Annotated in this window: 16 protein-coding genes and 1 tRNA gene; 11 read left to right on the top strand and 6 right to left on the bottom strand. The window is 57.4% G+C overall.

The annotated features are described in order from the left end of the window. Position 1 precedes the first annotated feature (1 nt). Complete coding sequence (locus CKW23_RS05595) at positions 2-1,192, bottom strand: TDT family transporter (protein WP_095067190.1); 1,191 nt, start codon at positions 1,190-1,192, stop codon at positions 2-4. Between the two features lie 103 nt (positions 1,193-1,295). Between CKW23_RS05595 and CKW23_RS05600 the strand changes: the two genes are divergently transcribed. From CKW23_RS05600 to CKW23_RS05625, 6 genes are all read left to right on the top strand, one after another. After that, positions 1,296-2,207 (top strand): LysR family transcriptional regulator, encoded by a 912-nt coding sequence (locus CKW23_RS05600; protein WP_025258590.1) that lies wholly within the window; start codon positions 1,296-1,298, stop codon positions 2,205-2,207. Next, on the top strand, positions 2,208-2,519 hold the full coding sequence (locus CKW23_RS05605) for a hypothetical protein (RefSeq protein WP_025258589.1): 312 nt from the start codon (positions 2,208-2,210) through the stop codon (positions 2,517-2,519). 99 nt (positions 2,520-2,618) lie between these two features. Beyond that, positions 2,619-3,695, top strand: a complete 1,077-nt coding sequence (rfbB, locus tag CKW23_RS05610; RefSeq protein ID WP_025258588.1) for a dTDP-glucose 4,6-dehydratase — start codon at positions 2,619-2,621, stop codon at positions 3,693-3,695. Beyond that, positions 3,692-4,597: a dTDP-4-dehydrorhamnose reductase gene (rfbD, locus tag CKW23_RS05615; protein ID WP_095067191.1), complete on the top strand. Its 906-nt coding sequence runs from the start codon at positions 3,692-3,694 to the stop codon at positions 4,595-4,597. Before rfbB ends, rfbD begins: the two co-directional genes overlap by 4 nt. Then, positions 4,594-5,484, top strand: a complete 891-nt coding sequence (rfbA, locus tag CKW23_RS05620) for a glucose-1-phosphate thymidylyltransferase RfbA (protein WP_095067192.1) — start codon at positions 4,594-4,596, stop codon at positions 5,482-5,484. The genes rfbD and rfbA overlap by 4 nt, the downstream gene beginning before the upstream one ends. Positions 5,485-5,811: 327 nt before the next feature. Next, entirely contained in the window at positions 5,812-7,806 is a 1,995-nt protein-coding gene (locus CKW23_RS05625; protein ID WP_095067193.1) for a bifunctional diguanylate cyclase/phosphodiesterase, read from the top strand. 106 nt (positions 7,807-7,912) lie between these two features. Here the strand turns inward: CKW23_RS05625 and CKW23_RS05630 are convergent, their stop codons facing one another. Then, positions 7,913-9,970 (bottom strand): methyl-accepting chemotaxis protein, encoded by a 2,058-nt coding sequence (locus CKW23_RS05630; RefSeq protein ID WP_095067194.1) that lies wholly within the window; start codon positions 9,968-9,970, stop codon positions 7,913-7,915. Positions 9,971-10,632: 662 nt separating this feature from the next. On the opposite strand from CKW23_RS05630, the gene CKW23_RS05635 reads away from it, so the two are divergent. From CKW23_RS05635 to pcsA, 4 genes are all read left to right on the top strand, one after another. Further along, positions 10,633-10,709: transfer RNA gene (locus CKW23_RS05635), tRNA-Met, on the top strand. A gap of 408 nt (positions 10,710-11,117) precedes the next feature. Further along, the gene (locus CKW23_RS05640; protein ID WP_095067195.1) at positions 11,118-13,496 is read left to right on the top strand and encodes a TonB-dependent siderophore receptor; all 2,379 of its coding nucleotides are present in this window, start codon (positions 11,118-11,120) and stop codon (positions 13,494-13,496) included. A 188-nt stretch (positions 13,497-13,684) separates the two neighbouring features. Further along, the gene (locus CKW23_RS05645; RefSeq protein ID WP_025258558.1) at positions 13,685-15,700 is read left to right on the top strand and encodes a hypothetical protein; all 2,016 of its coding nucleotides are present in this window, start codon (positions 13,685-13,687) and stop codon (positions 15,698-15,700) included. A gap of 137 nt (positions 15,701-15,837) precedes the next feature. Beyond that, positions 15,838-16,557, top strand: a complete 720-nt coding sequence (gene pcsA / locus CKW23_RS05650; RefSeq protein ID WP_025258557.1) for a phosphatidylcholine synthase — start codon at positions 15,838-15,840, stop codon at positions 16,555-16,557. A gap of 54 nt (positions 16,558-16,611) precedes the next feature. Here pcsA and CKW23_RS05655 read toward each other — a convergent pair whose 3' ends face one another. The 4 genes from CKW23_RS05655 to CKW23_RS05670 all read right to left on the bottom strand — a co-directional run bounded on the left by CKW23_RS05655 (position 16,612) and on the right by CKW23_RS05670 (position 19,365). Next, positions 16,612-17,820, bottom strand: a complete 1,209-nt coding sequence (locus CKW23_RS05655; RefSeq protein ID WP_095067220.1) for a sugar transporter — start codon at positions 17,818-17,820, stop codon at positions 16,612-16,614. Between the two features lie 253 nt (positions 17,821-18,073). Next, complete coding sequence (locus CKW23_RS05660) at positions 18,074-18,463, bottom strand: DoxX-like family protein (RefSeq protein ID WP_095067196.1); 390 nt, start codon at positions 18,461-18,463, stop codon at positions 18,074-18,076. Beyond that, positions 18,456-18,899, bottom strand: coding sequence for a thiol-disulfide oxidoreductase DCC family protein (locus CKW23_RS05665; RefSeq protein ID WP_095067197.1), 444 nt, complete (start codon positions 18,897-18,899; stop codon positions 18,456-18,458). The genes CKW23_RS05660 and CKW23_RS05665 overlap by 8 nt, the downstream gene beginning before the upstream one ends. Positions 18,900-19,023: 124 nt before the next feature. Then, entirely contained in the window at positions 19,024-19,365 is a 342-nt protein-coding gene (locus CKW23_RS05670; RefSeq protein ID WP_095067198.1) for a zinc ribbon domain-containing protein YjdM, read from the bottom strand. Positions 19,366-19,495: 130 nt separating this feature from the next. Between CKW23_RS05670 and CKW23_RS05675 the strand changes: the two genes are divergently transcribed. Beyond that, positions 19,496-20,149 carry an HD domain-containing protein gene (locus CKW23_RS05675; protein WP_095067199.1) on the top strand — a complete coding sequence of 218 codons (654 nt, stop codon included), beginning with the start codon at positions 19,496-19,498 and terminating at the stop codon, positions 20,147-20,149. Positions 20,150-20,166 lie beyond the last annotated feature (17 nt).

The raw sequence follows: 20,166 nt of genomic DNA on the forward strand, positions 1-20,166 counted from the left end.
ATCAGTTGGAACTGAGCCTGCACACCTGATTATTCACCCCTCCCAACGCAGCAATACAAGGCGACACAAACAGGCTGCCACGATAAGCCCCGGCCCACGTTCTGGAAGCAACGATCAGCCACATCACTGCCAGCAGCATCACCAGCACGACGCCCGTCACGTTGAAAAACACCAGATCCAGCATCGCCCCCAGCTTCAGGGTCGTGGCTGCGTATATGCCCAACGGGAAGATGAATCCCCACCAGCCCAGGTTGAACGGAATACCGGTCTTGAAGTAACGCAAGGTGATCAACAGGGCGAGCGTCAGCCACCACAGGCCAAGCCCCCAGAACAGAATGCCGACAATCAGGCCGAGCCCTTTGGCAACGTCGCCGATGCTTGCCAGACCATGAGCAGCAAAGATGGCTGGCGCGTCGGTGCCCAGCACCAGCATGCCCATGGCGCCGGTTCCAATCGGGCCTAACGACAACCAACTTGAGGCGGCCATGCTTTCGTGAGGCAACTTGTGCAAGGCCATGCGCAACAGCAGGATCACCAGAATGCTCAGGGCAACCGGCACCGAATACGCCCACAGCACGTAACTGGTGATGAGTATGGAAAACTGAGCGCTGGCATCGGCTAAATGAGGGGCAAGCATACCGCCACTGGCAGCGGCGACTTCGGCGGCCACGACAGGCAAGAGCCATACCGCCGTCATCTGGTCGATGCTGTGCTGCTGGCGGGTAAACATCATGAAAGGGATCAGCACCCCGCAAACCAGCGCCATCGCCACATCGATCCACCACAAGGCCTGAGCCAGGGCAATTACGGAAACGCCCCAGCGCGGCAGTCCGTACAGGAGCAGCCCACTGATGATCGTGGCCAGCCCCATGGGGATCGTCCCGAAGAACATCGAGACAGTGGAGTGACCGAAAACCTGTTTGGCCTCATCGAAAAACAGTACCCAACGGCTCGCATACATCACGCTGAACAGCACGAACAATCCAATGTTGAAAAGCCAGAGGGCCTCGCCCAAGGTCTTGAGCAATGGAACGGAAAAAGGCAATTGCCCCAGCAGCAAGGCCAGAATACCGGTGCCCATCGTTACGGCGAACCAGTTGGGAGTGAATTGCCGGATGGCTTCCCGAGGACTCGAAAGGGCAGCCAATGGTCGACCGCGTCCCGTGATCGCTGCTGGTCCGATGTTGATCATGTGAGTGCTCCCGCCTGATGACATAAGCAAAGTCTAGGGAAAGCAAAACAATTATAAAAACGGGTAATATAGGTTTCTCTTACCCGTTTTACAGGTAGATCGAGTGAAACTGAGCCTTCGTCAATTGCAGATTTTCTGCGCTATCAGCCAGCATGGCAGCACCACCAGCGCTGCACTGGCGGTATCGCTGTCGCAATCGGCAACCAGCGCAGCATTGAATGAGCTGGAAAGCGCCCTTGAAACCCGACTGTTCGACCGAGTGGGCAAGCGTCTGGTGCTTAACGACAACGGCCACGCCTTGCTGCCTCAAGCCCGAAAAATGCTCGAAAGCGCGCAACAGATCGAAGCCGGCTTTCAGCCCGGCAACGCAGAGATGAAAACCCGCCTGCGAGTCGGATGCAGCACCACGATCGGCAACTATGTACTGCCGCTGATTCTTGGCGAGCTGCGGCAGTCGGCTCCTCTGCTGCAGGTAGATGTCGAGATGGGCAACAGCATGACCATCGCCCGAAAAGTCGCCGACTTTGAAATCGACATGGGGTTGATCGAAGGCCCGTGTCATCTGCCCGAACTCAGCGCCGAGCCATGGCTGGTGGATGAACTGTTGATTGTTGCCGGCAGCCAGCATCCACTGGCCAGGCAAAAGGACGTCACGCTGGGCGATCTGCAGGATGCCGAATGGCTGCTTCGCGAGCCTGGCTCAGGCACTCGTGAAGTCGTCGAGCAATTGCTGCTGAGGCATTTGCATGGCTTGTCCGATATCCGGCAGATCGGCAGTTCCGAAGCCATCAAGCACACGCTGGCTCAGGGCATCGGCATCAGTTGCCTGTCGCGCTGGGTGGTTGCCGATCTTCTGGCATCAAAGCAGTTGAAGACGCTGAGTGGCGATATTCCGCCCTTTACCCGACGCTTTTTCATGATTCGCCATCGGGAGAAATTCATCTCCGTAGGGCTCGAACGCTTCTGGAACAGTTGCAGCCAGTTCGAGGAAAACCGTTTGCAGGGAGTGAAATAGATGCAACCCTTGAGCGCACGCGAGGTTTATCAGCAATTGAGGGACACGGCTCAGGGCATTCATTCCCTGCAATTGGCGCAGCATCTTGACTCAGGGCTGCTGCAAATCACTCTCGAAGACTGGTGCCTGACCCTCGACTTCAGTGACAGGCATCTGCACCATTGCCAACGCTGCCGGGCTCCGGACGGCAGGGAGTGGAACCTGGAAACTCAGCATTACGGTACAGATCCGGTCAGCCTGCTGAGCACCTGGGAGCTGGCACAGATCGAGCGATTGCTGCTTCAGGCCTGCGATAGCGATTTTTCCATGTAAAATGCTGCCTTGTACTATCGTCAGGTCAGCTTGTCCCTTACAGTCGCGACCTCCAGTTGGCGCACTCAAGTCTTGTCAGAATCCAAGGTAAAAACTCTCGTGAAGATCTTAGTAACAGGTGGTGCAGGCTTCATTGGCTCGGCGGTCATTCGCCATATCATCGCCAACACGACCGACGCTGTGGTCAATGTCGACAAGCTGACCTACGCCGGCAATCTCGAATCCCTCCAGTCGGCGGACAAGAGCGAGCGCTATGCTTTCGAGCATGTGGATATCTGCAACCGTGAAGAGCTCGACCGGGTCTTTCGCGATCACCAGCCCGATGCAGTGATGCACCTGGCTGCCGAGTCCCATGTCGACCGCTCCATCAGCGGGCCTTCGGAATTCATCCAGACCAACATCATCGGCACTTACGCGCTGCTGGAAGCTGCTCGCGGCTACTGGAACGGACTGGACGATACGCGCAAGGCAGCCTTCCGCTTCCACCACATTTCCACCGATGAAGTGTATGGCGACCTTGAAGGGCCTGAAGACCTGTTCACCGAGACCACGCCTTATCAGCCAAGCTCGCCGTACTCGGCCAGCAAGGCCAGCTCCGACCATCTGGTGCGCGCCTGGAGCCGGACCTACGGCCTGCCGACGCTGGTCACCAACTGCTCGAACAACTACGGCCCCTGCCACTTCCCTGAGAAGCTAATCCCGCTGATCATTCTCAATGCACTGGAAGGCAAGCCGCTGCCTATCTACGGCAAGGGTAATCAGGTCCGTGACTGGCTTTACGTGGAAGATCACGCACGCGCACTCTACAAGGTGGTGAACGAGGGCGAGATAGGCGAGACGTACAATATCGGCGGTCACAACGAAAAGCAGAACATCGAAGTGGTGCATACCGTGTGCGCCCTGCTCGACCAGCTTCGTCCCGACTCGGCCTTCCGCCCCCATGCCGACCTGATCACTTATGTTCAGGACCGCCCCGGGCATGATCTACGCTATGCAATCGACGCCAGCAAGATTCAGCGTGAGCTGGGCTGGGTTCCCGAGGAAAGTTTCGAGTCCGGCATCCGCAAGACCGTGCAGTGGTACCTCGATAACCCTGAGTGGGTCGCTCATGTGAAAAGTGGTAGTTATCAACAATGGATCGATAAAAACTACGCATCGCGCACCGGGAAAGCATGAAAATACTTCTACTTGGGAAAAACGGTCAGGTCGGATGGGAGTTGCAGCGCTCGCTGGCAGTGCTTGGCGAAGTGATAGCGCTGGATAGACATCCTGCACAGACCACTTGCGGCGAGCTGGCTGGCGACCTGGCTGATCTGACCGGCCTGCGGGATACGATTCGTCGTGTCCAGCCCCAGGTCATCGTCAATGCCGCGGCCTATACGGCCGTCGACAAGGCCGAGAGCGAGCGTGAAGCGGCACACCGGGTCAATGCCCTGGCCAGCCAGGTCATGGCTGAAGAAGCACGCCAGCTCGACGCCCTGCTGATTCACTACTCGACCGACTATGTGTTCGATGGCACAGGCACAAACGCCTGGAAAGAAACCGATGCGGTTTCGCCCATCAATCATTACGGCGCAACCAAACTCGAAGGTGAGCAGCTCATTGCTGCATCGGGCTGCAAACACCTGATCTTTCGTACCAGTTGGGTGTACGCGGCACGCGGCAACAATTTTGCCAAGACCATGCTGCGACTCGCCAAGGATCGTCCGACGCTCAATGTCATCAGCGATCAGATCGGCGCCCCCACAGGCGCTGAGCTGCTGGCGGATGTAACGGCAGTTGCCCTGCAACAGACACTGGCACGCCCGCAACTCGGCGGGATCTATCATCTGGCACCGGCAGGCGAAGTGTCATGGCATGCCTACGCGCAATATGTCATCGATTTTGCCCGGGCCAATGGCGAGCAACTGGCAGTAGAGGCCGTAAACCCCATCGGGACCGTCGACTACCCGACTCCCGCGCAACGGCCTTTGAATTCGCGCCTGGACACAACAAAACTGCGCAGCGCCTTTTCCCTGCACTTGCCGGATTGGCAAAGTGGTGTAACCCGAATGCTCATGGAAACCCTGAATAAATGATCACGACCAACCGTAAAGGCATCATCCTGGCCGGAGGCTCGGGCACTCGTCTGCATCCGTTGACCCTCGGCGTTTCGAAGCAAATGCTGCCGATCTACGACAAGCCGATGATTTTCTATCCTCTGTCGGTGCTGATGCTGGCAGGAATGCGTGAAATCCTGATTATCTCCACGCCGGACGACTTGCCCTCTTTCCGCAAGCTCCTGGGAGACGGCAGCCAGTACGGCATCGAACTCACCTATGCAGAGCAACCCAGCCCCGATGGCCTGGCACAGGCTTTCCTGATCGGTGAAGAGTTCATTGGCAAGGATCCATGCTGCCTGATCCTTGGCGACAACATTTTCTACGGTCAGCACTTCTCGGAAAAACTGCACGCCGCCACCCGGCAAAGCAGCGGTGCGACGGTATTCGGCTATCACGTTTCCGATCCCGAGCGCTTTGGCGTGGTGGAGTTCGACGACAGCGGTCGGGCACTGAGCATTGAAGAGAAACCGGCCAACCCGAAATCCAGCTATGCCGTTACCGGTCTGTATTTCTACGATAACCAGGTTGTCGAAATCGCCAGAAACATCAAGCCTTCCGAGCGTGGCGAACTGGAAATCACCGACGTGAACAGAGCCTATCTGGAACAGAAAAGCCTGACGGTGGAAATTCTGGGCCGCGGTTTCGCCTGGCTCGACACCGGCACCCACGAATCGCTGCTGGAGGCGAGCCACTTCGTGCATACCATCGAACAGCGCCAAGGCTGGAAAGTGGCATGCCTTGAAGAAATCGCCTACTCCAATGGCTGGATCACGGCTCAACAACTGGGTGAGCAGGCTGAGAAACTGAAAAAGACCGGCTACGGTCAATACCTGCAAAAGCTGCTGAAACACGGCTCGTTCTGACCCCTGCGCTCCTCCTCTGCCTTTGGCTGCATCACGTGGCCAAAGGCGATATTTCTGCAATTCCTTCCTCTTACCGGCTGTCCGATGACCGGCATCTCAAGCTCTGAACGCTTGCGGCCGATAACGGCGTGACCGCGCAATTGCAAACCCAATCCACCACTGCCTCACAGTGATTGCATTTAGCCATCATTTAGATCAAAGATGCATTCAGCCCAGAGCCTTGCATCGCATCTGGCCAGACTCACTACAGCAATGCAGTCTGCCTTCACTCATGGATCTCACTTCACACACGGACTCCCATAGAAAGTACCTGTCGGGAAAGACAAGATGAACAAGGCCCATCTGAAGGCTGAGCTTCTGCAATACACATTAGGCAGCAACCTTGCAGGTCTGTGGGCTCAACTGGTCGCGGCAATCGGTGTGGTGCTGCTGGTCCAGACATCGGAAATCGACCGCGAATGTCACTGGACATGGCTGACAATCGTCGTGACCACCCTGGGGTTCAGGTATGCCTTGCATCACTACCTGCTCAAAGTCGCCAATACTCCCAGAGGTCAATCGATCGAATGGCTTGATCGAGCCTGGGAGCTTCAGGGAGCCGGCCTGTTTACCACCGGCTTTCTGTGGGCAGTCCTGATCCTGAGTGAGTTCAATACCTATCCACATGCCCAACAGTATCTGATCACCATGGTGATATCGGCCATGGCAGGCGGTGCCAGCGGAATACTTGCGCCCATGCGCGTAATGGGCCCGGTGTATTTCGGGCTCATGATGCTGCCTGTCTGCTACCAGTTGGCCGTACAGACTCCATCGCAGTGGATACTCAGCGTCATTGGCGTGGCGTTCTATGGCCTGATGCTTGCCGGGCACCGCAACAACTATGAACGGCTGCGCAATTCCATCGAATTGAAGTATGAAAACTCGGACCTGGTCGAACAGTTGACCCAGCGCACCGAGGAAGTGCTCGCCACCAATGCAGAGCTTGAAGAGCGCGTCGCCGACCGAACCCGCTCCCTGCACAATCTAGCTCATCACGATCCGCTCACCGGCCTGCCTAACCGCCGTGGCCTGATGTACGACTTGAGCCCGCTGCCGGATTTCGCTCCCCAATCGCGCGCCGTTCTGTTTCTCGACCTGGATCACTTCAAGCAGATCAATGACGGGCTGGGACATGCCTGTGGCGACGAAATCCTTCAGGGCGTTGCGAAGCGTTTGAAATCCCTGCTGCCAGACGGCTCTTCCATCGCCCGCTGGGGAGGTGATGAATTCATTGTCGTGACGCCAGCATTACTCGATATCCGTACCCAGGCCTGGCAACTGGCTGAGAACCTCGGGGAAGCGCTGATAAAGAACTTCGAGGTCGCCTCTGCCTCCCTGCGCATCGGCGTCAGCATCGGCATTGCCATTCAGGGCGACGACGGCGACAACATTGAAACCCTGCTGCAAGCCTCCGACCTGGCATCTGCGGAAGCCAAGCGACAGGGCCGTGGCCGCATCGTGTTTTACGATCAGGAACTGGCGCGCATTCAGCGTCGCAAGCTGGACATCAACATTGCCCTGCGCCAGGCCGTGCATGATGAAAGCCTGTCCCTGGTATTCCAGCCCCTGATCTCGGCAACAACCGGCGAAGTGATGTGCATCGAAGCCTTGCTGCGCTGGAACCCTTCTCTGCTAGGCGCTGTAGGCCCGCAGGAATTCATTCCCATAGCCGAAGAGTCCGATCTGATCGTCGAACTCGGCGCCTGGGTATTGCAGCAGGCCTGCCGCGCAGCCGTCACCTGGGAGAAAACCGGCCCGGAACTGCCGTCGATTGCCGTGAACGTATCCATTCGCCAACTGGTGACGCCGGGCTTCACCCGCTTCGTCGCCCAGACGCTCGCGATAGAGCGTCTGTCTCCTGTCCGGCTGATCGTGGAGGTTACCGAGTCGGTGTTTGACGAAGCCTGGAAGGATCGCATTCTCGAATCGCTGCATCACCTGAGAAAAATGGGTGTGCATATCCACATCGACGACTTCGGCACCGGCTATTCCTCACTGTCCAGATTGCGTGAGCTGCCCATCGATGGCATCAAGATCGACCGCTCATTCGTCGCCCAGCTTGATGACCGGGCCCTGGCCGTGGTCGAAAGTGCTGTGCTCATCGCCAAGCGCTTTTCGTTGAAGATCGTTGCCGAAGGGATCGAAACCCATACCCAGGCGCAATGCCTGCATGCCATGGGAGTGGACGAGTTCCAGGGTTATCTGCTGGGTAAACCGCAGCCCTGGGTGCAACTGCAAAGCGTGGCCCCCACCTGGATCAATGAACCAGCCGTAGCCGTTTGACGGCACCACGACACAAACGCAAGACACTGCTCCCCAATGCAAAACACCTCAACCGCCGGACCTGGCGATTGAGGTGTCATTGAGTGAAGCGTTCGGTAAGACCCTATCAACCCAACTGAAAGCGCGCTGTATTGTCGTTCAACGCACGGCTGCCCTTGCTCAGGGTATCGGCCGCCTGATTGACGGCGCGGGCACCCTCGAGCAAACGACCTGCTGCCTGATCCACCTGCTGAATATTGTTGCTGACCTCATCGGCCGTCGAAGCCTGCTCTTCGACCGCAGTGGAAATCTGCACCAGGGTGTCCGTCACGCCTTGCACGGCAGAAGCAATTTCACCCAACCGCAAACCCAGCCCGGTCACGGACTGAGCATCGTTGACCGCCTGCCCACAAGCCGCTTCCATCAGATTGACGGCCTGAGTCACGGTAGAGCGCAAGCTGTCCACAGTACCGGCGATTTCTGCCGTTGAAGCCTGAGTACGCTGCGACAAGCTACGGACCTCATCGGCCACCACCGCAAACCCACGCCCCTGCTCGCCCGCCCGCGCCGCCTCGATGGCCGCGTTGAGCGCCAGCAGGTTAGTCTGTTCGGCAATACCACGAATCGCATCAACGACCGAATGGATCTGCTGACCCTGCTCGCTGACACGCCCCAGAGCCGCAGCCGTATCCGTCAGGCGCTGATTGAGCTGCTGGATGCTGTCAGTGGTACGTCGGCTGTCGCGGCTGCTTTCTTCTGCAATCTTGCGGGTCTGGCGTGCGCTGTCGGAAGCCTGTTCACAGCTTCTGGCCACCCCTTGAGAGGTTGCCGCCAGCTCGGTGGCCGCGGCTGCAATCTGGCTGATCTGATACTGCTGCTCCTCGACTTCACTGAGCGTGCCATTTGACTGGGTATTGAGGGTCAGCACTGCATCACCCAGTTGCCGGGTTTCATGATTGACACCCAACAGGCTGGTACGCAACTGCACCACCGCAACGTTCAGCGCCTTGCTGATTGCGGCCAGCTCGTCACGCCCCTGAACCGAAACCTCGACGCACAGATTACCGTCACGCAGCGACTCGGCGAGCGTGGTAATACCGCTGGCACTGCGGCGAATTGAAGATTGCAGGCAGACGAACAGATAGAGCGCTGCCAGCAGCAGCACACCAAAGGTCACGGCCATCGGAATGAACTGCATGTTGGAAGTATCGCGGTAGTACTCGAGCCTATCGTTCAGAGAAACCAGCGACTGCTTGCGCAACTGAGCCATCCCGCCCAGCAGGGTATCAATGCTGCGCTCGAACTCTTCGGGCTTGAGCTTGATGGTGCCACCGAATACGCCCTCATCCAGCACTTTCAGCTCGGCGTCCAGCATCGCGGAAGTCGCCTTGTATTTTACAGCCCAGGGCTCCAGCTCCGGCGGCAGCTTGGACAACAGCAGATTGCCCGCCTTGTGCATTTGATCCTTGGCATCATCAATGCGACTGCGCAAGTCACGCATCTGCAAACGACTTTGCAGACTGAACTGACCCGTGGCCACGGAAGTTTGGCCGATACTGGCCATACGGCCGATACGCTCGATCAGATCCGGCATCTGCTGAGTGGAAAGCTGCATCAGCATGTAGGTTTCCAGCCAGGGATCGAGGATCAGGCCGCTGTCCATCGCGATCTGCTCACGCAAGGCCTGGGTCAGGCTCAGTGACGCAGTAAAGCGATCATAACCATCCGGCCACCAGCCAACCGTGCGCAACGAAGCAGAGTCCAGGCCCTTCACGGACGCCTGCAATGCCCTGTAACGCTCCATGGCTTCAGCAGTGGCATCTTCCTGCGCCAATTTGGCGCCTACGGCATCAAGTGCCTGGGAGATTTTCTGAACATTCGCATCAAGCTTCGCAATCGCAGCCTTGGCGGCAGGAGTGGGCTCACGAAGAATGTCGGCAGCTTTCCAGCGCGCCGCGTTATCACGCTGGGCCGATAACTCGAAATCAAGATCATCGAGCACCAACAACTGACGCACGCCCGACTGTTCGCCCGTAATCACCGCAAGCTTGTTGCGATAATCCTGAGCAATCATCCATACACTGCCCACCAGAGGCAGCATGAACAACAAGAACAGGACCTGAAACTTACGCGCGAAACCAAAATGCCCCATCAGGCGCATACCTGGTGATAAAAGCCCACTCATGTCCGCCATCCCCCTGTGACACCCTGCAAAAACCGGGTAAACCCGTGCAGATGCCCGTTTTCAAAAAAGCCAAATAGCAAAATGCCATGTTATTGATTTAATGACGATAGCCATCGCTACTCGTTTATCCGAAAAGCGAAGTCGTCCATGTTTTAAAGGCACGAAAAGCATCTTGCTCAGTGCATTGCGCGGAACAAAGCAAGATCTGGACCGAAGCAGGCCTTCTTGCAGAAAAACCCCACAAATGACGCAGAAAACTTATCCAAAGCGCATAAAGTGGACGACCTGCGTGGACAACACGGGCCCTGCGGTTCCCTTTGAGGAAAAACGCCAGTTGCCCCACCGACAGAAACACCTTCCAGCATTCGGAAAACCGAATATCAGCCGCTCGAAAACGGCGTTCGCAGCGGCCTGAAAAACGAGTCCCGTAACATGTCACTGGAAGAAACAGTCGAAGTGAATGGCAGGAGGCGCTCTCGACCAACACGCGCCACCGAATGCGAGCAGGTTAGCCAGGCCGCAAGACAAATAGCCGTACCCTCCAAAGCCCCCGAAAACAGAGGCGCTGCAGCAGATCCGAGCTAACCGATTGATCAATCGAAATTATTTTTCATATCGACGCTTGACACATAGTCGTTCTACGCGAATAATGCGCGCCACTTGGCTACATAGCTCAGTTGGTTAGAGCATAGCATTCATAATGCTGGGGTCCGGGGTTCAAGTCCCTGTGTAGCCACCAAGTTCAACAAGAAGCCCGCCTCGTGCGGGCTTTCTTGTTTTTGGCGTTCAGCAATCCTCTCCTACACCCTCGAATACTCCAATTCACCCGCTCGATAATCCTGGGCCACTGTCTTCTGATTCCACCACCTGTCGGATAAAGCCAAGGCTCTAGACTGAGCTTCTTCATCCTCAGCAGGCCCACAACCCAGCCAGGCTTGCATCACAGAATGCCTCACCATCAGGCACGCAAGGCATCGGCGCAGAAACGAACACAAATAAAGGAGCAATTGCAAATCGTTTGTATTTACATACTTGTGAAAAAATTGTTAAATCCTGCGCTTCACGCTGCCCTTTGCCATGTCGAGCGCCCCCCCGCTACGCCTCTCGCAAAGCTGCCAAGTCTTCATGCCCCTCTAGGAATCACGAGATGCTTCGTCCCTTTATTCCCACGTTGACCGGTGCCCTGGCACTAGGCCTTTCGGCCGTTGCACTGGCTGCTCCTGTCAGCTTGAACCTGCCATCTCAATCCCTGTCGTCGTCTCTGACTCAACTGAGTCAGGTCAGTGGCATGCAAGTGACCTTCGATGCCCAGTCAGTCGCAGGCAAGCAGGCGCCAGCCGTACGCGGCAATCTGGAGCCGGCGCAAGCGCTGAATCAGTTGCTGGCCGGTAGCGGTCTCGGCGCAACCGTGCAGGGCAATTCTGCTCAGGTCTTCCGGCAGCAGGCAGAAGGTCCGGTATCGCTGGGTAACGTGAATATCAATGCCGATACAGGCATTGCCGGGGTTGCGACCACCGAAGGCACCAAGTCCTACACCACAGGCTCGATGAGTACAGCGACCAAACTGCCATTGTCGATCCGTGAAACACCTCAGTCGGTCAGTGTCATCACGCGCCAGCGCATGGATGACCAAGGCATGAATGACCTCAACGACGTCGTCAAATACGCACCGGGCGTGACCCTGCGCAAGTTCGGTCAGGATCGTCAGCAATTCCTGGCACGCGGATTTACCATCGATAATGTGATGTACGACGGTTTGCCGAGCAGTCTTGGGACCTTCACCCAAGACACCATTTCCGAAGCTGATCTGGCCATCTACGACCGCGTTGAAGTGGTGCGCGGTGCTACTGGCCTGATGACCGGCGCAGGTAACCCGTCGGCAACTTTGAATATGGTGCGTAAGCGTCCTACCGCAACGCCGCAGGTCAGCATCACCACCAGCGCTGGCAGTTGGGATCGCTATCGCACTGAAGTCGATGCCTCCAACAAGCTGAACGAGTCCGGCACTGTGCGTGGACGCTTTGTGGCAGCTTATGAAGACAACAAGAGTTTTGTCGATGAACGCGACAAACAGCGCCAGACCTTTTACGGCATTCTGGAAACCGACCTGAACGATGCCACCACCTGGAGCATCGGTGCCTCCAAGCAGCGCGATGATGCGACTTCGGACTGGGGCAGCCTGCCGTCCGGCCCGAATGGCGAAAACCTGCACCTGTCGCGCTCCACCTTCCTGAGTAACGACTGGGCCTATTGGGACCGCGATAACGTCAGCGTATTCACCGACCTGACCCACCGCTTCGACAATGGCTGGAACGCCAAGCTGGCAGCCGCGAAGATCTGGGGCGAGTCCAATACCTTTTCCAGCTACCTGAACTACGGTGGCAGCACTGGATTTACCCAGTCTTCCGGCCAATACGATACTACCGATGTGCAGACCAATATCGACGGCTCCCTCTCCGGCCCGTTCCAGTTGTTCGGACGCGAACATGAGTTGACCATCGGCGCGAGCCGTCGTCAGGAGAAATTCGATCAGGTCGGCGGCTGGTGGTCAGCGTCCCCGTCCGTAGATATCTATAATTTCAGCCATAGCGTTATCGCCAAGCCTTCCCGGGCTGACCGCAATGCCTACCAAAGCAAAAACACATCGACTGAAAAGGCTGTTTATGCAGCGGCCCGTTTCAACCCGATCGATCCACTGCATGTCATCCTGGGCAGCCGACTGACCTGGTATGACTACAACAACCGTACTGGCGAGGGCGACTATAAAGTCACCCAGGAAGTCACCCCATACGCGGGCATTATCTATGACCTGAACGATACCTATTCGGTCTATGCCAGCTACACCGAGATCTTCAAACCGCAGAGTGAAGAAAACGCCTCCGGCTCGGTGCTAGACCCGATGACAGGTGAAAGTTATGAAATCGGCCTGAAAGGTGAATACTTTGAGGGTGCACTGAACGCCTCGGTAGCTCTGTTCGACATGACGCAGCAAAACCGTGCTTACCAAGTACCGGATCAGAGTGTCTGCACCGGCAATCGGCCTGGGACCAACTGCTACGCAGCCTCTGGCGAAGTTCGCAGCCAAGGTATCGACACCGAGATCAGCGGTGCCCTGACTCCGAACTGGCAGTTCTCCGCAGCCTACACCTATGTGCTGAGCCAGTACGTCAAGGATGCCGTCGAGCGTAATGAAGGCCGTCTGTTTGCCGCGGACCAACCCAAGCACCTTTTCAAGGCCGCGACCAGCTACAACCTGCAAGGCGACTTGAGCAAGTGGCGCGTCGGTGCAGACGTTCTTGCCCAGAGCGAAACCTTCAACCGTGTCGGCACCGGCTACGCGACTCAGAATGCTTACTCCGTCGTCGGCCTGATGGCTGGCTACAAGTTCGACGAGCACTGGGATGGCCGCGTCAACTTCAATAACGTGTTCGACACCAAATACTGGCAGGGCATCCCGACCGGTACCGGTAGCGGCGTCTACGGCGACCCGCGCAACCTGATGTTCTCGCTGAAATGGACACTCTGATACCTCTGACGAGTTGATCCGCTCCACAAAAGCCGATGCCAGACCCTCTGGCATCGGCTTTTTCATGCCCGCTCTTCGGTATCGTTTTGAAACATTCTGTTCCGAATGCCTGACAGCGCCTGGAGGAATTTTTCACACAGCCTGCGTTACCATTTCTGGTCGAAATTCAGTCAGAGCCTGAACCCAGGATGTCCGTACCCCCCGCCGAAAAGCTTCCACCCCTACCCGCTGTACTCGCTGGCCCTCTCTTGCGTCGTCAGGAAGCAAACCGTCTGGTGCTATGGCTGACAGGGTCACAAGCGCTTTCCCTGACCTTGCGCTTGCAATTTACCGACGCCAACGGGGCACGAACCTGCACGGACTATCCTCTTGATGCCGGGCAGTGCAAGGTCATCGCCGTAGGACGCCATGCCTTTGTGCATCTGATTGACGTGAAGCTGGATACCGAACTGCCCAAGGATGTATTGATCGATTACGACCTGTTGATCGATGACGAACGACACAGCGGCATCGCCGACTGGGCGCCTCATTTGCTGTACGCCGAAACCGACAGCCCGAACTTTGTGGTGCGCAGCAAGATCGACCATATGCTCCACGGCTCATGCCGCAAACCGCATCATCCTGCGACTGACGGCCTGTTGTGTGTTGATCGTCTGCTGGCCGATACCAAAGATCCGCTGGATCGCCCGGCACTGCTGATGATGAGCGGCGATCAGGTTTACGCCGACGACGTTGCCGGCCCCATGCTGCGTGCAATCCATGCCTTGATCGAACGCCTTGGCCTGTTCGGGGAGCGGCTTGAAGGCGCGGTGGTCGATGACAGCGTCGATCTTTATCAGCATCCGGCCAGCTATTACCAGCGCGCCGATCTGCTGCCAGCCCTCAAGAGCAACGACACTCTGCGCGAGCGGTTCTTTGGCGGTGTCAGCAAGCCGGTTTTCACCAGCAGTTCGGCGGATAACCACCTGGTCACGCTGGCTGAAGTCATGGCAATGTATCTGCTGGTCTGGTCGCCAACACCCTGGACGCTGATCGAACCGGACATGCCGAAGCTCGACGCCGAACAGCGTGAACGCTATGCCAGAGAGCAGCACCTGATCGACGATTTCAGAAACAGCCTGGGTGGCGCTGCACGAGCGATGGCGCATCTCCCGTGCATGATGATTTTCGATGACCACGACATCACCGATGACTGGAACCTGTCGGCCAATTGGGAAGAAAGCGCCTACGGCCATCCGTTCTCCAAACGCATCATCGGCAACGCCCTGCTCGCCTATCTGCTGTGCCAGGGCTGGGGCAACAACCCCGATGCGCTTGATGATCTGATCCAGCAGGTCGAGGCGTTGAGCACCGAGGTCAAGGAGCATGACAATCGCTGGGCCAGCAAGACCCAGGATGCCGTGATCGACAAACTGCTGCACTTCCAGCAATGGCACTACGTTTTACCTACCAGCCCGGCGCTGGTGGTGCTCGATACCCGTACCCGGCGCTGGCGCAGTGAGTGGAACTTCAGTCAGCCCTCAGGCCTGATGGACTGGGAAGCGCTCAGCGAACTGCAGCAAGAGTTGCTCGACCACAAGGCCGCAATCATCGTGTCGCCAGCGCCCGTGTTCGGGGTCAAGCTGATAGAGGCTATCCAGCGGGTATTCAGCTGGCTCGGTTATCCGTTGCTGGTGGATGCGGAAAACTGGATGGCGCATCGCGGGGCCGCACAGGTCATTCTCAACATTTTTGGTCATTCCAGGACGCCGGGGAACTACGTCATCCTTTCCGGAGACGTGCATTATTCGTTCGTCTACGAAATCCTGATTCGCAAGCGCAGCGGCGGGCCACGCATCTGGCAGATCACCAGCAGCGGCATCAAGAACGAGTTTCCCCGCCGCCTGCTCGACACCTTCGATCGCCTGAACCGCTGGCTCTACTCGCCGCGCTCGCCGCTCAACTGGTTCACCAAACGTCGGCGCATGAAAGTCATTCCGCGCACGCCGCAACACAGCAAGGCCGGTGAGCGGTTATGGAATTCGGCAGGTATCGGCCAGGTCTTCTTCAATGAGCGTGGCGAACCGACCCTGATCAATCAGCTCAACGCTAATGGCTCTGCGCCCACCTGCTTCGTCGAACCGGAAGAGTACAAGGACGAGCGGTCCTCGCCGGACAGCAGTTTTCTGGAAAATGACGGCAAAACGAGCGATAGTCACCGCTGAACCTTATCGGCGATTGCCGGGTCGATAGTAGCTACCAGATTTTGTGAACACTGCTACGCCCGGCGTTGCTGCGTTTTCACACAATCTGAAGGTCTTATTTGTAACACTGACACGCATTACTTTCTGGAGAGCGTCCCGTGATAACCAATCAACGCATAGCCAGGCTTAACGCATGGGGTGCTCACGGCTTTACCGCCACAGGCGTAGTCCTTGCGTTTCTGGCAACCATTGCACTGTTCAATAATGAGCCCAAGGCCTGTCTGCTCTGGCTGGGCGTCGCCCTGATCGTGGACGGCGTCGACGGCTCGCTGGCGCGCAAGGTCAACACTCACTCGGTACTGCCGCACTTCGACGGCTCGGCACTGGATCTGGTGATCGACTATCTGACCTACGTCTTTATCCCGGCGTTGTTCATTTACCGCTATATCCCGTTGCCGGAATTCACCCTGCTGTTAAGCATCTCGATCATTCTGGTCTCGTCGCTGTTCTGCTTCTGCAACGTCGACATGAAAAGCAAGGACAACTATTTCCAGGGCTTCCCGGCCGCCTGGAACGTGGTCGCCCTGAGCCTTTACATTCTGTCGCCAACGCCTTGGGTCACGTTCCTGACCATTGTCGGCCTGGCGCTGCTGACGCTGACCCGCATGAAATTCCTGCATCCGTTCCGCGTGCGCAAGTTCATGCCGATCAATATCGCGGTCACCACGGTCTGGCTGCTGTGCAGCGCCTCGCTGATCATCAACCACCCACACAATGGGCCGATGATCATGGGGCTGTGGTTCGCCATGTCGGCCTACTTCATGGGGATCTGTATCTGGAGAACATCCCTGGAGTGGCTGGGCAGGCTCAAGGCCTGAAGTCCAGAGGAAGGAAACGCAGGGGCTGTTGATCTCTCAACAGCCCCGATCAGGTCAACACTTGCTGTCGGCCTGCAGCGCAGCAGCAGAATCCTGTTTGCTGAAAAGGTAAGTACTCACGCAGCACAGCAGTAACCCGCCAACGGCCACCAGGCCGCCTACGATCCCTACATTTGCAACGCCCAACTGGCTGCTCACCACGCTGCCCAGCAGGGCACCGCCGCCGATCCCGATATTGAAGATGCCCGAAAACAGAGACATCGCCACGTCGGTAGCATCCGGCGCCAGGGTCAGGACTCTGGCCTGCAGCAGCAGCCCGAAACACATCATGGCCATGCCCCACACCACACTCAATGAACCAAGCGCAGCCGCCTGACTCGAGAACGGCAGCAACATCAGCAGACAGAGCGCAACCAGCGTGATGGCGGCGATCAACAGGCCATTGGGGAAGCGACTGCTGAACAGGCTGAACACGATGGAACCGATGATCCCCGCGCCGCCAGCCAACAGCAGCAACAGAGTCGTCATCTCGCCGCTCAGGTGCGCCACGGTCTGGGCAAAGGGCTCGATGTAGCTGTATGCGGTGAAGTGCGCAGTGACGACGGTAGCGGTCAGTGCATAGATGGCTACCAGCCGTGGACGCTTGAACAGGATCGGCAGGCTTCTGAGCGAGCCGGAATTCTGGCTGGGCAACAGCGGCAGTGTGCGGCTCAGCAGCAATACGGTCAGCGCGGAAATCCCGGCAATACCCATGAAGGTCGTGCGCCACCCCAGCGCCTCGCCCAGCACACGTCCCAACGGAATACCCAGCACCATGGCCAGCGAAGTGCCTGTTGCCAGCAAGCCCAATGCCTGGACCTGCTTGCCCGGCGGCGCAATGCGCACGGCAAGCGATGCGGTGATTGACCAGAAAATCGCGTGAGCGAAGGCAATGCCGACGCGGCTGACCAGCAACATGCCGAAGCTTGAAGCCGTGGCCGAGAGAATATGGCTCACGACAAACAGCATGAATATGCAGATCAGCAATTTGCGCCGCTCGATGTTGCGGGTGATCAGCATCATCGGCAGGGACATCAGCGAAACGACCCAGGCATAGATCGTCAGCATCAGGCCGACCTGCGCCGTGGTCATGTCGAAGCTTTCGCCAATATTGCTCAACAGGCCAATAGGCACGAATTCAGTCGTATTGAAAATGAAGGCAGCCAGCGCAAGGGCAATAACGCCAAGCCAGCTACCGGTACGAACCTCTGGAGGGGTATTCATCAAGAATGTGCAACGCTCAAAGGAGTAGCCGTTCGCCATGCATATGAATCCCGCATGGCACCTGTACCGCAAAATCAGGCCAGCCCCCTTCGGCAGCAAACGCAAAAACGCCCCGCTCGTGAATACATGAACGAGCGCAGCGTGCGATGTGGATTATTGTGGGTATGGGGGATACAACCAGATGACGCGAATTCTACGTCTGGATCGCATGGATCACAACACGTGAGCCTGTGCGGTGACAGCCGGTAGCCGTTCAGCCTGCCAGCTTTCGTTGCGGGCGCTCGGCCAGCCAGGCAACGGCGCACAAGGCCAGACCGGCACCGTTCAGGGAAACGGGATTGAACGCCTGAACAAGAAAGTGAGGGCTGACAAGGGCCACATCAATCAACAGCCCGGCCAGCACGACCGCACTGATAATCACTGAAGCTCGCTTGAAATACCCCGAAAGCAAGCAGACCGCCAGCCCGATTTCCGCTGCACCACTCAACATTGCCACCCAGCGCGCATCAGCAAAACCGTGGGCCTGGATCATTTCCAGTTCACCCGGGCTGAGCCACAGGATCTTCGGCACCAGCCCATGGTAGAAGAACATCAGTGCCAGACCGGCACGGGCGACCCAGGCAATGCGTTGCAACTCACTCATGGGCCGCTGCCTTGAGAAAGCGTTGCTCATGGTCGGCCGTCGGCAGCAGACAACTGTCGTAACGACCAAACAGGCGATAGCGGTTCAAGGCAATGCGATCGTATCCCCAGTCGCGCAAGGGGCGCGGCACAATGCATAACGCGACCAGCCAGGACCAAGGCTCCGGCATCTGTCGCATGACGTACAGAAAGGCATCGGAGCGCAGCAACGCGCGGTCATTGACGATCACCGCCATGGTGTCGAACTGATCGACCGGCAAGCCCGCCCACTTCAGCAACGCCTGCCCTTCGGTGGACTGCACGGTGGCCAGACGAATACGCCGGGAAGTGTCGTACCGGATGAGAAACTTCGCCCAGCCATTACACAACTTGCATACGCCATCGAATAGCACGACGCACTCATCAGCCTGCAAATAAGGCGCGGGGGTTGAAGGCATGTGGCTCTCTCCTTGAAGAACCGTCACTTTACCGCAGCGCGGCAAAATGAGCCTGAAGACAACAACGCCTCGGGGTCGGGAAACGACCGGCGAGGCGTTCAGGTCAAGCGATGCTGCAGCAGACTCAAACCTTGCGCACGAACTCGGATTTCAGTTTCATGGCGCCGATGCCGTCGATCTTGCAGTCGATATCGTGGTCGCCGTCCACCAGACGGATATTCTTGACCTTGGTGCCGACCTTGACCACCAGCGAAGAGCCCTTGACCTTCAGGTCCTTGATCACAGTGATGGTGTCGCCGTCCTGCAGCACGTTGCCGGTAGAATCCTTGATGACTTTCACATCATCGGAAGACTCTGCACTGCTGCCGTCAGCAGACCACTCATGGGCGCATTCCGGGCAGACCAGCATTGTGCCGTCTTCATAGGTGTACTCGGAATTGCATTTCGGGCAGGACGGTAAGCTCACAGCGTTTCTCACATCGAAGGTGGGGAAAAACCATGGATTATAAAGGGTTTTTCCGTTTTCAGGGGGATAGCCTGTCGAACGCCGTTGCAGAGGGTGCTTTACTTGTACAGGTTTCTTCAGGATTTCATCGATGACATACGCCGGTTTTACGCCCTTTCAGGACCTCGCCAGATTGCTGATCCCACACACTCAAGCGAAGAGGTTCGATGGTTCACACGATATCTCTCACTTGTTGCGGGTCTGGAAGAACGTCTGCGCCATTCGCAATCATGAGGGCGGGGATCAGGAAATCCTCCTGGCGGCGACCGTGCTGCATGACTGTGTCTCGGTCGAAAAGGATTCGCCCTTTCGCGCCAGCGCCTCACGGCTGGCAGCCGCCAGGGCCACCGAGCTGCTGACCGAAACGGGTTGGGACGAGACGCGAATCGCCGCCGTTGCCCATGCCATCGAAGCCCACAGTTTTTCGGCAGCCATTACGCCTGTGACACTCGAAGCCAGAATCCTGCAGGACGCCGACCGGCTCGACGCCATGGGCATGGTGGGCGTGGCTCGCGTGTTCTATGTATCGGGACGGATGGGCAGCTATCTCTATGACTCGCAGGACCCTCAGGCTGCCGATCGGCCTTATGACGACAAGCATTTTGCGGTCGATCACTTTCACACCAAACTGCTGAATCTGGCCGATGGCTTCCAGACCCGTACCGGCGCGCAAATGGCGCAGGTCAGGCATGCGCGATTGAAGCGGTTTCTGGATGAATTGATGGAGGAAATCGGCGCCCCCTGAATACATCGCAAATTCTT

It is taken from the genome of Pseudomonas sp. Irchel 3A18, from assembly GCF_900187465.1.
Classification (GTDB): Bacteria; Pseudomonadota; Gammaproteobacteria; order Pseudomonadales; family Pseudomonadaceae; genus Aquipseudomonas; species Aquipseudomonas cichorii.

Excerpts from the sequence above, each read along its gene's own strand:
- CKW23_RS05605 (WP_025258589.1), top strand. The coding sequence starts at position 2,208 with ATGCAACCCTTGAGCGCACGCGAGGTTTATCAGCAATTGAGGGACACG.
- rfbD (WP_095067191.1), top strand. The coding sequence starts at position 3,692 with ATGAAAATACTTCTACTTGGGAAAAACGGTCAGGTCGGATGGGAGTTG.
- CKW23_RS05675 (WP_095067199.1), top strand. The coding sequence starts at position 19,496 with ATGACATACGCCGGTTTTACGCCCTTTCAGGACCTCGCCAGATTGCTG.
- CKW23_RS05665 (WP_095067197.1), bottom strand. The coding sequence starts at position 18,899 with ATGCCTTCAACCCCCGCGCCTTATTTGCAGGCTGATGAGTGCGTCGTG.
- CKW23_RS05640 (WP_095067195.1), top strand. The coding sequence starts at position 11,118 with ATGCTTCGTCCCTTTATTCCCACGTTGACCGGTGCCCTGGCACTAGGC.
- CKW23_RS05625 (WP_095067193.1), top strand. The coding sequence starts at position 5,812 with ATGAACAAGGCCCATCTGAAGGCTGAGCTTCTGCAATACACATTAGGC.
- CKW23_RS05595 (WP_095067190.1), bottom strand. The coding sequence starts at position 1,192 with ATGATCAACATCGGACCAGCAGCGATCACGGGACGCGGTCGACCATTG.
- rfbA (WP_095067192.1), top strand. The coding sequence starts at position 4,594 with ATGATCACGACCAACCGTAAAGGCATCATCCTGGCCGGAGGCTCGGGC.
- CKW23_RS05630 (WP_095067194.1), bottom strand. The coding sequence starts at position 9,970 with ATGAGTGGGCTTTTATCACCAGGTATGCGCCTGATGGGGCATTTTGGT.
- CKW23_RS05645 (WP_025258558.1), top strand. The coding sequence starts at position 13,685 with ATGTCCGTACCCCCCGCCGAAAAGCTTCCACCCCTACCCGCTGTACTC.
- CKW23_RS05655 (WP_095067220.1), bottom strand. The coding sequence starts at position 17,820 with ATGAATACCCCTCCAGAGGTTCGTACCGGTAGCTGGCTTGGCGTTATT.
- CKW23_RS05660 (WP_095067196.1), bottom strand. The coding sequence starts at position 18,463 with ATGAGTGAGTTGCAACGCATTGCCTGGGTCGCCCGTGCCGGTCTGGCA.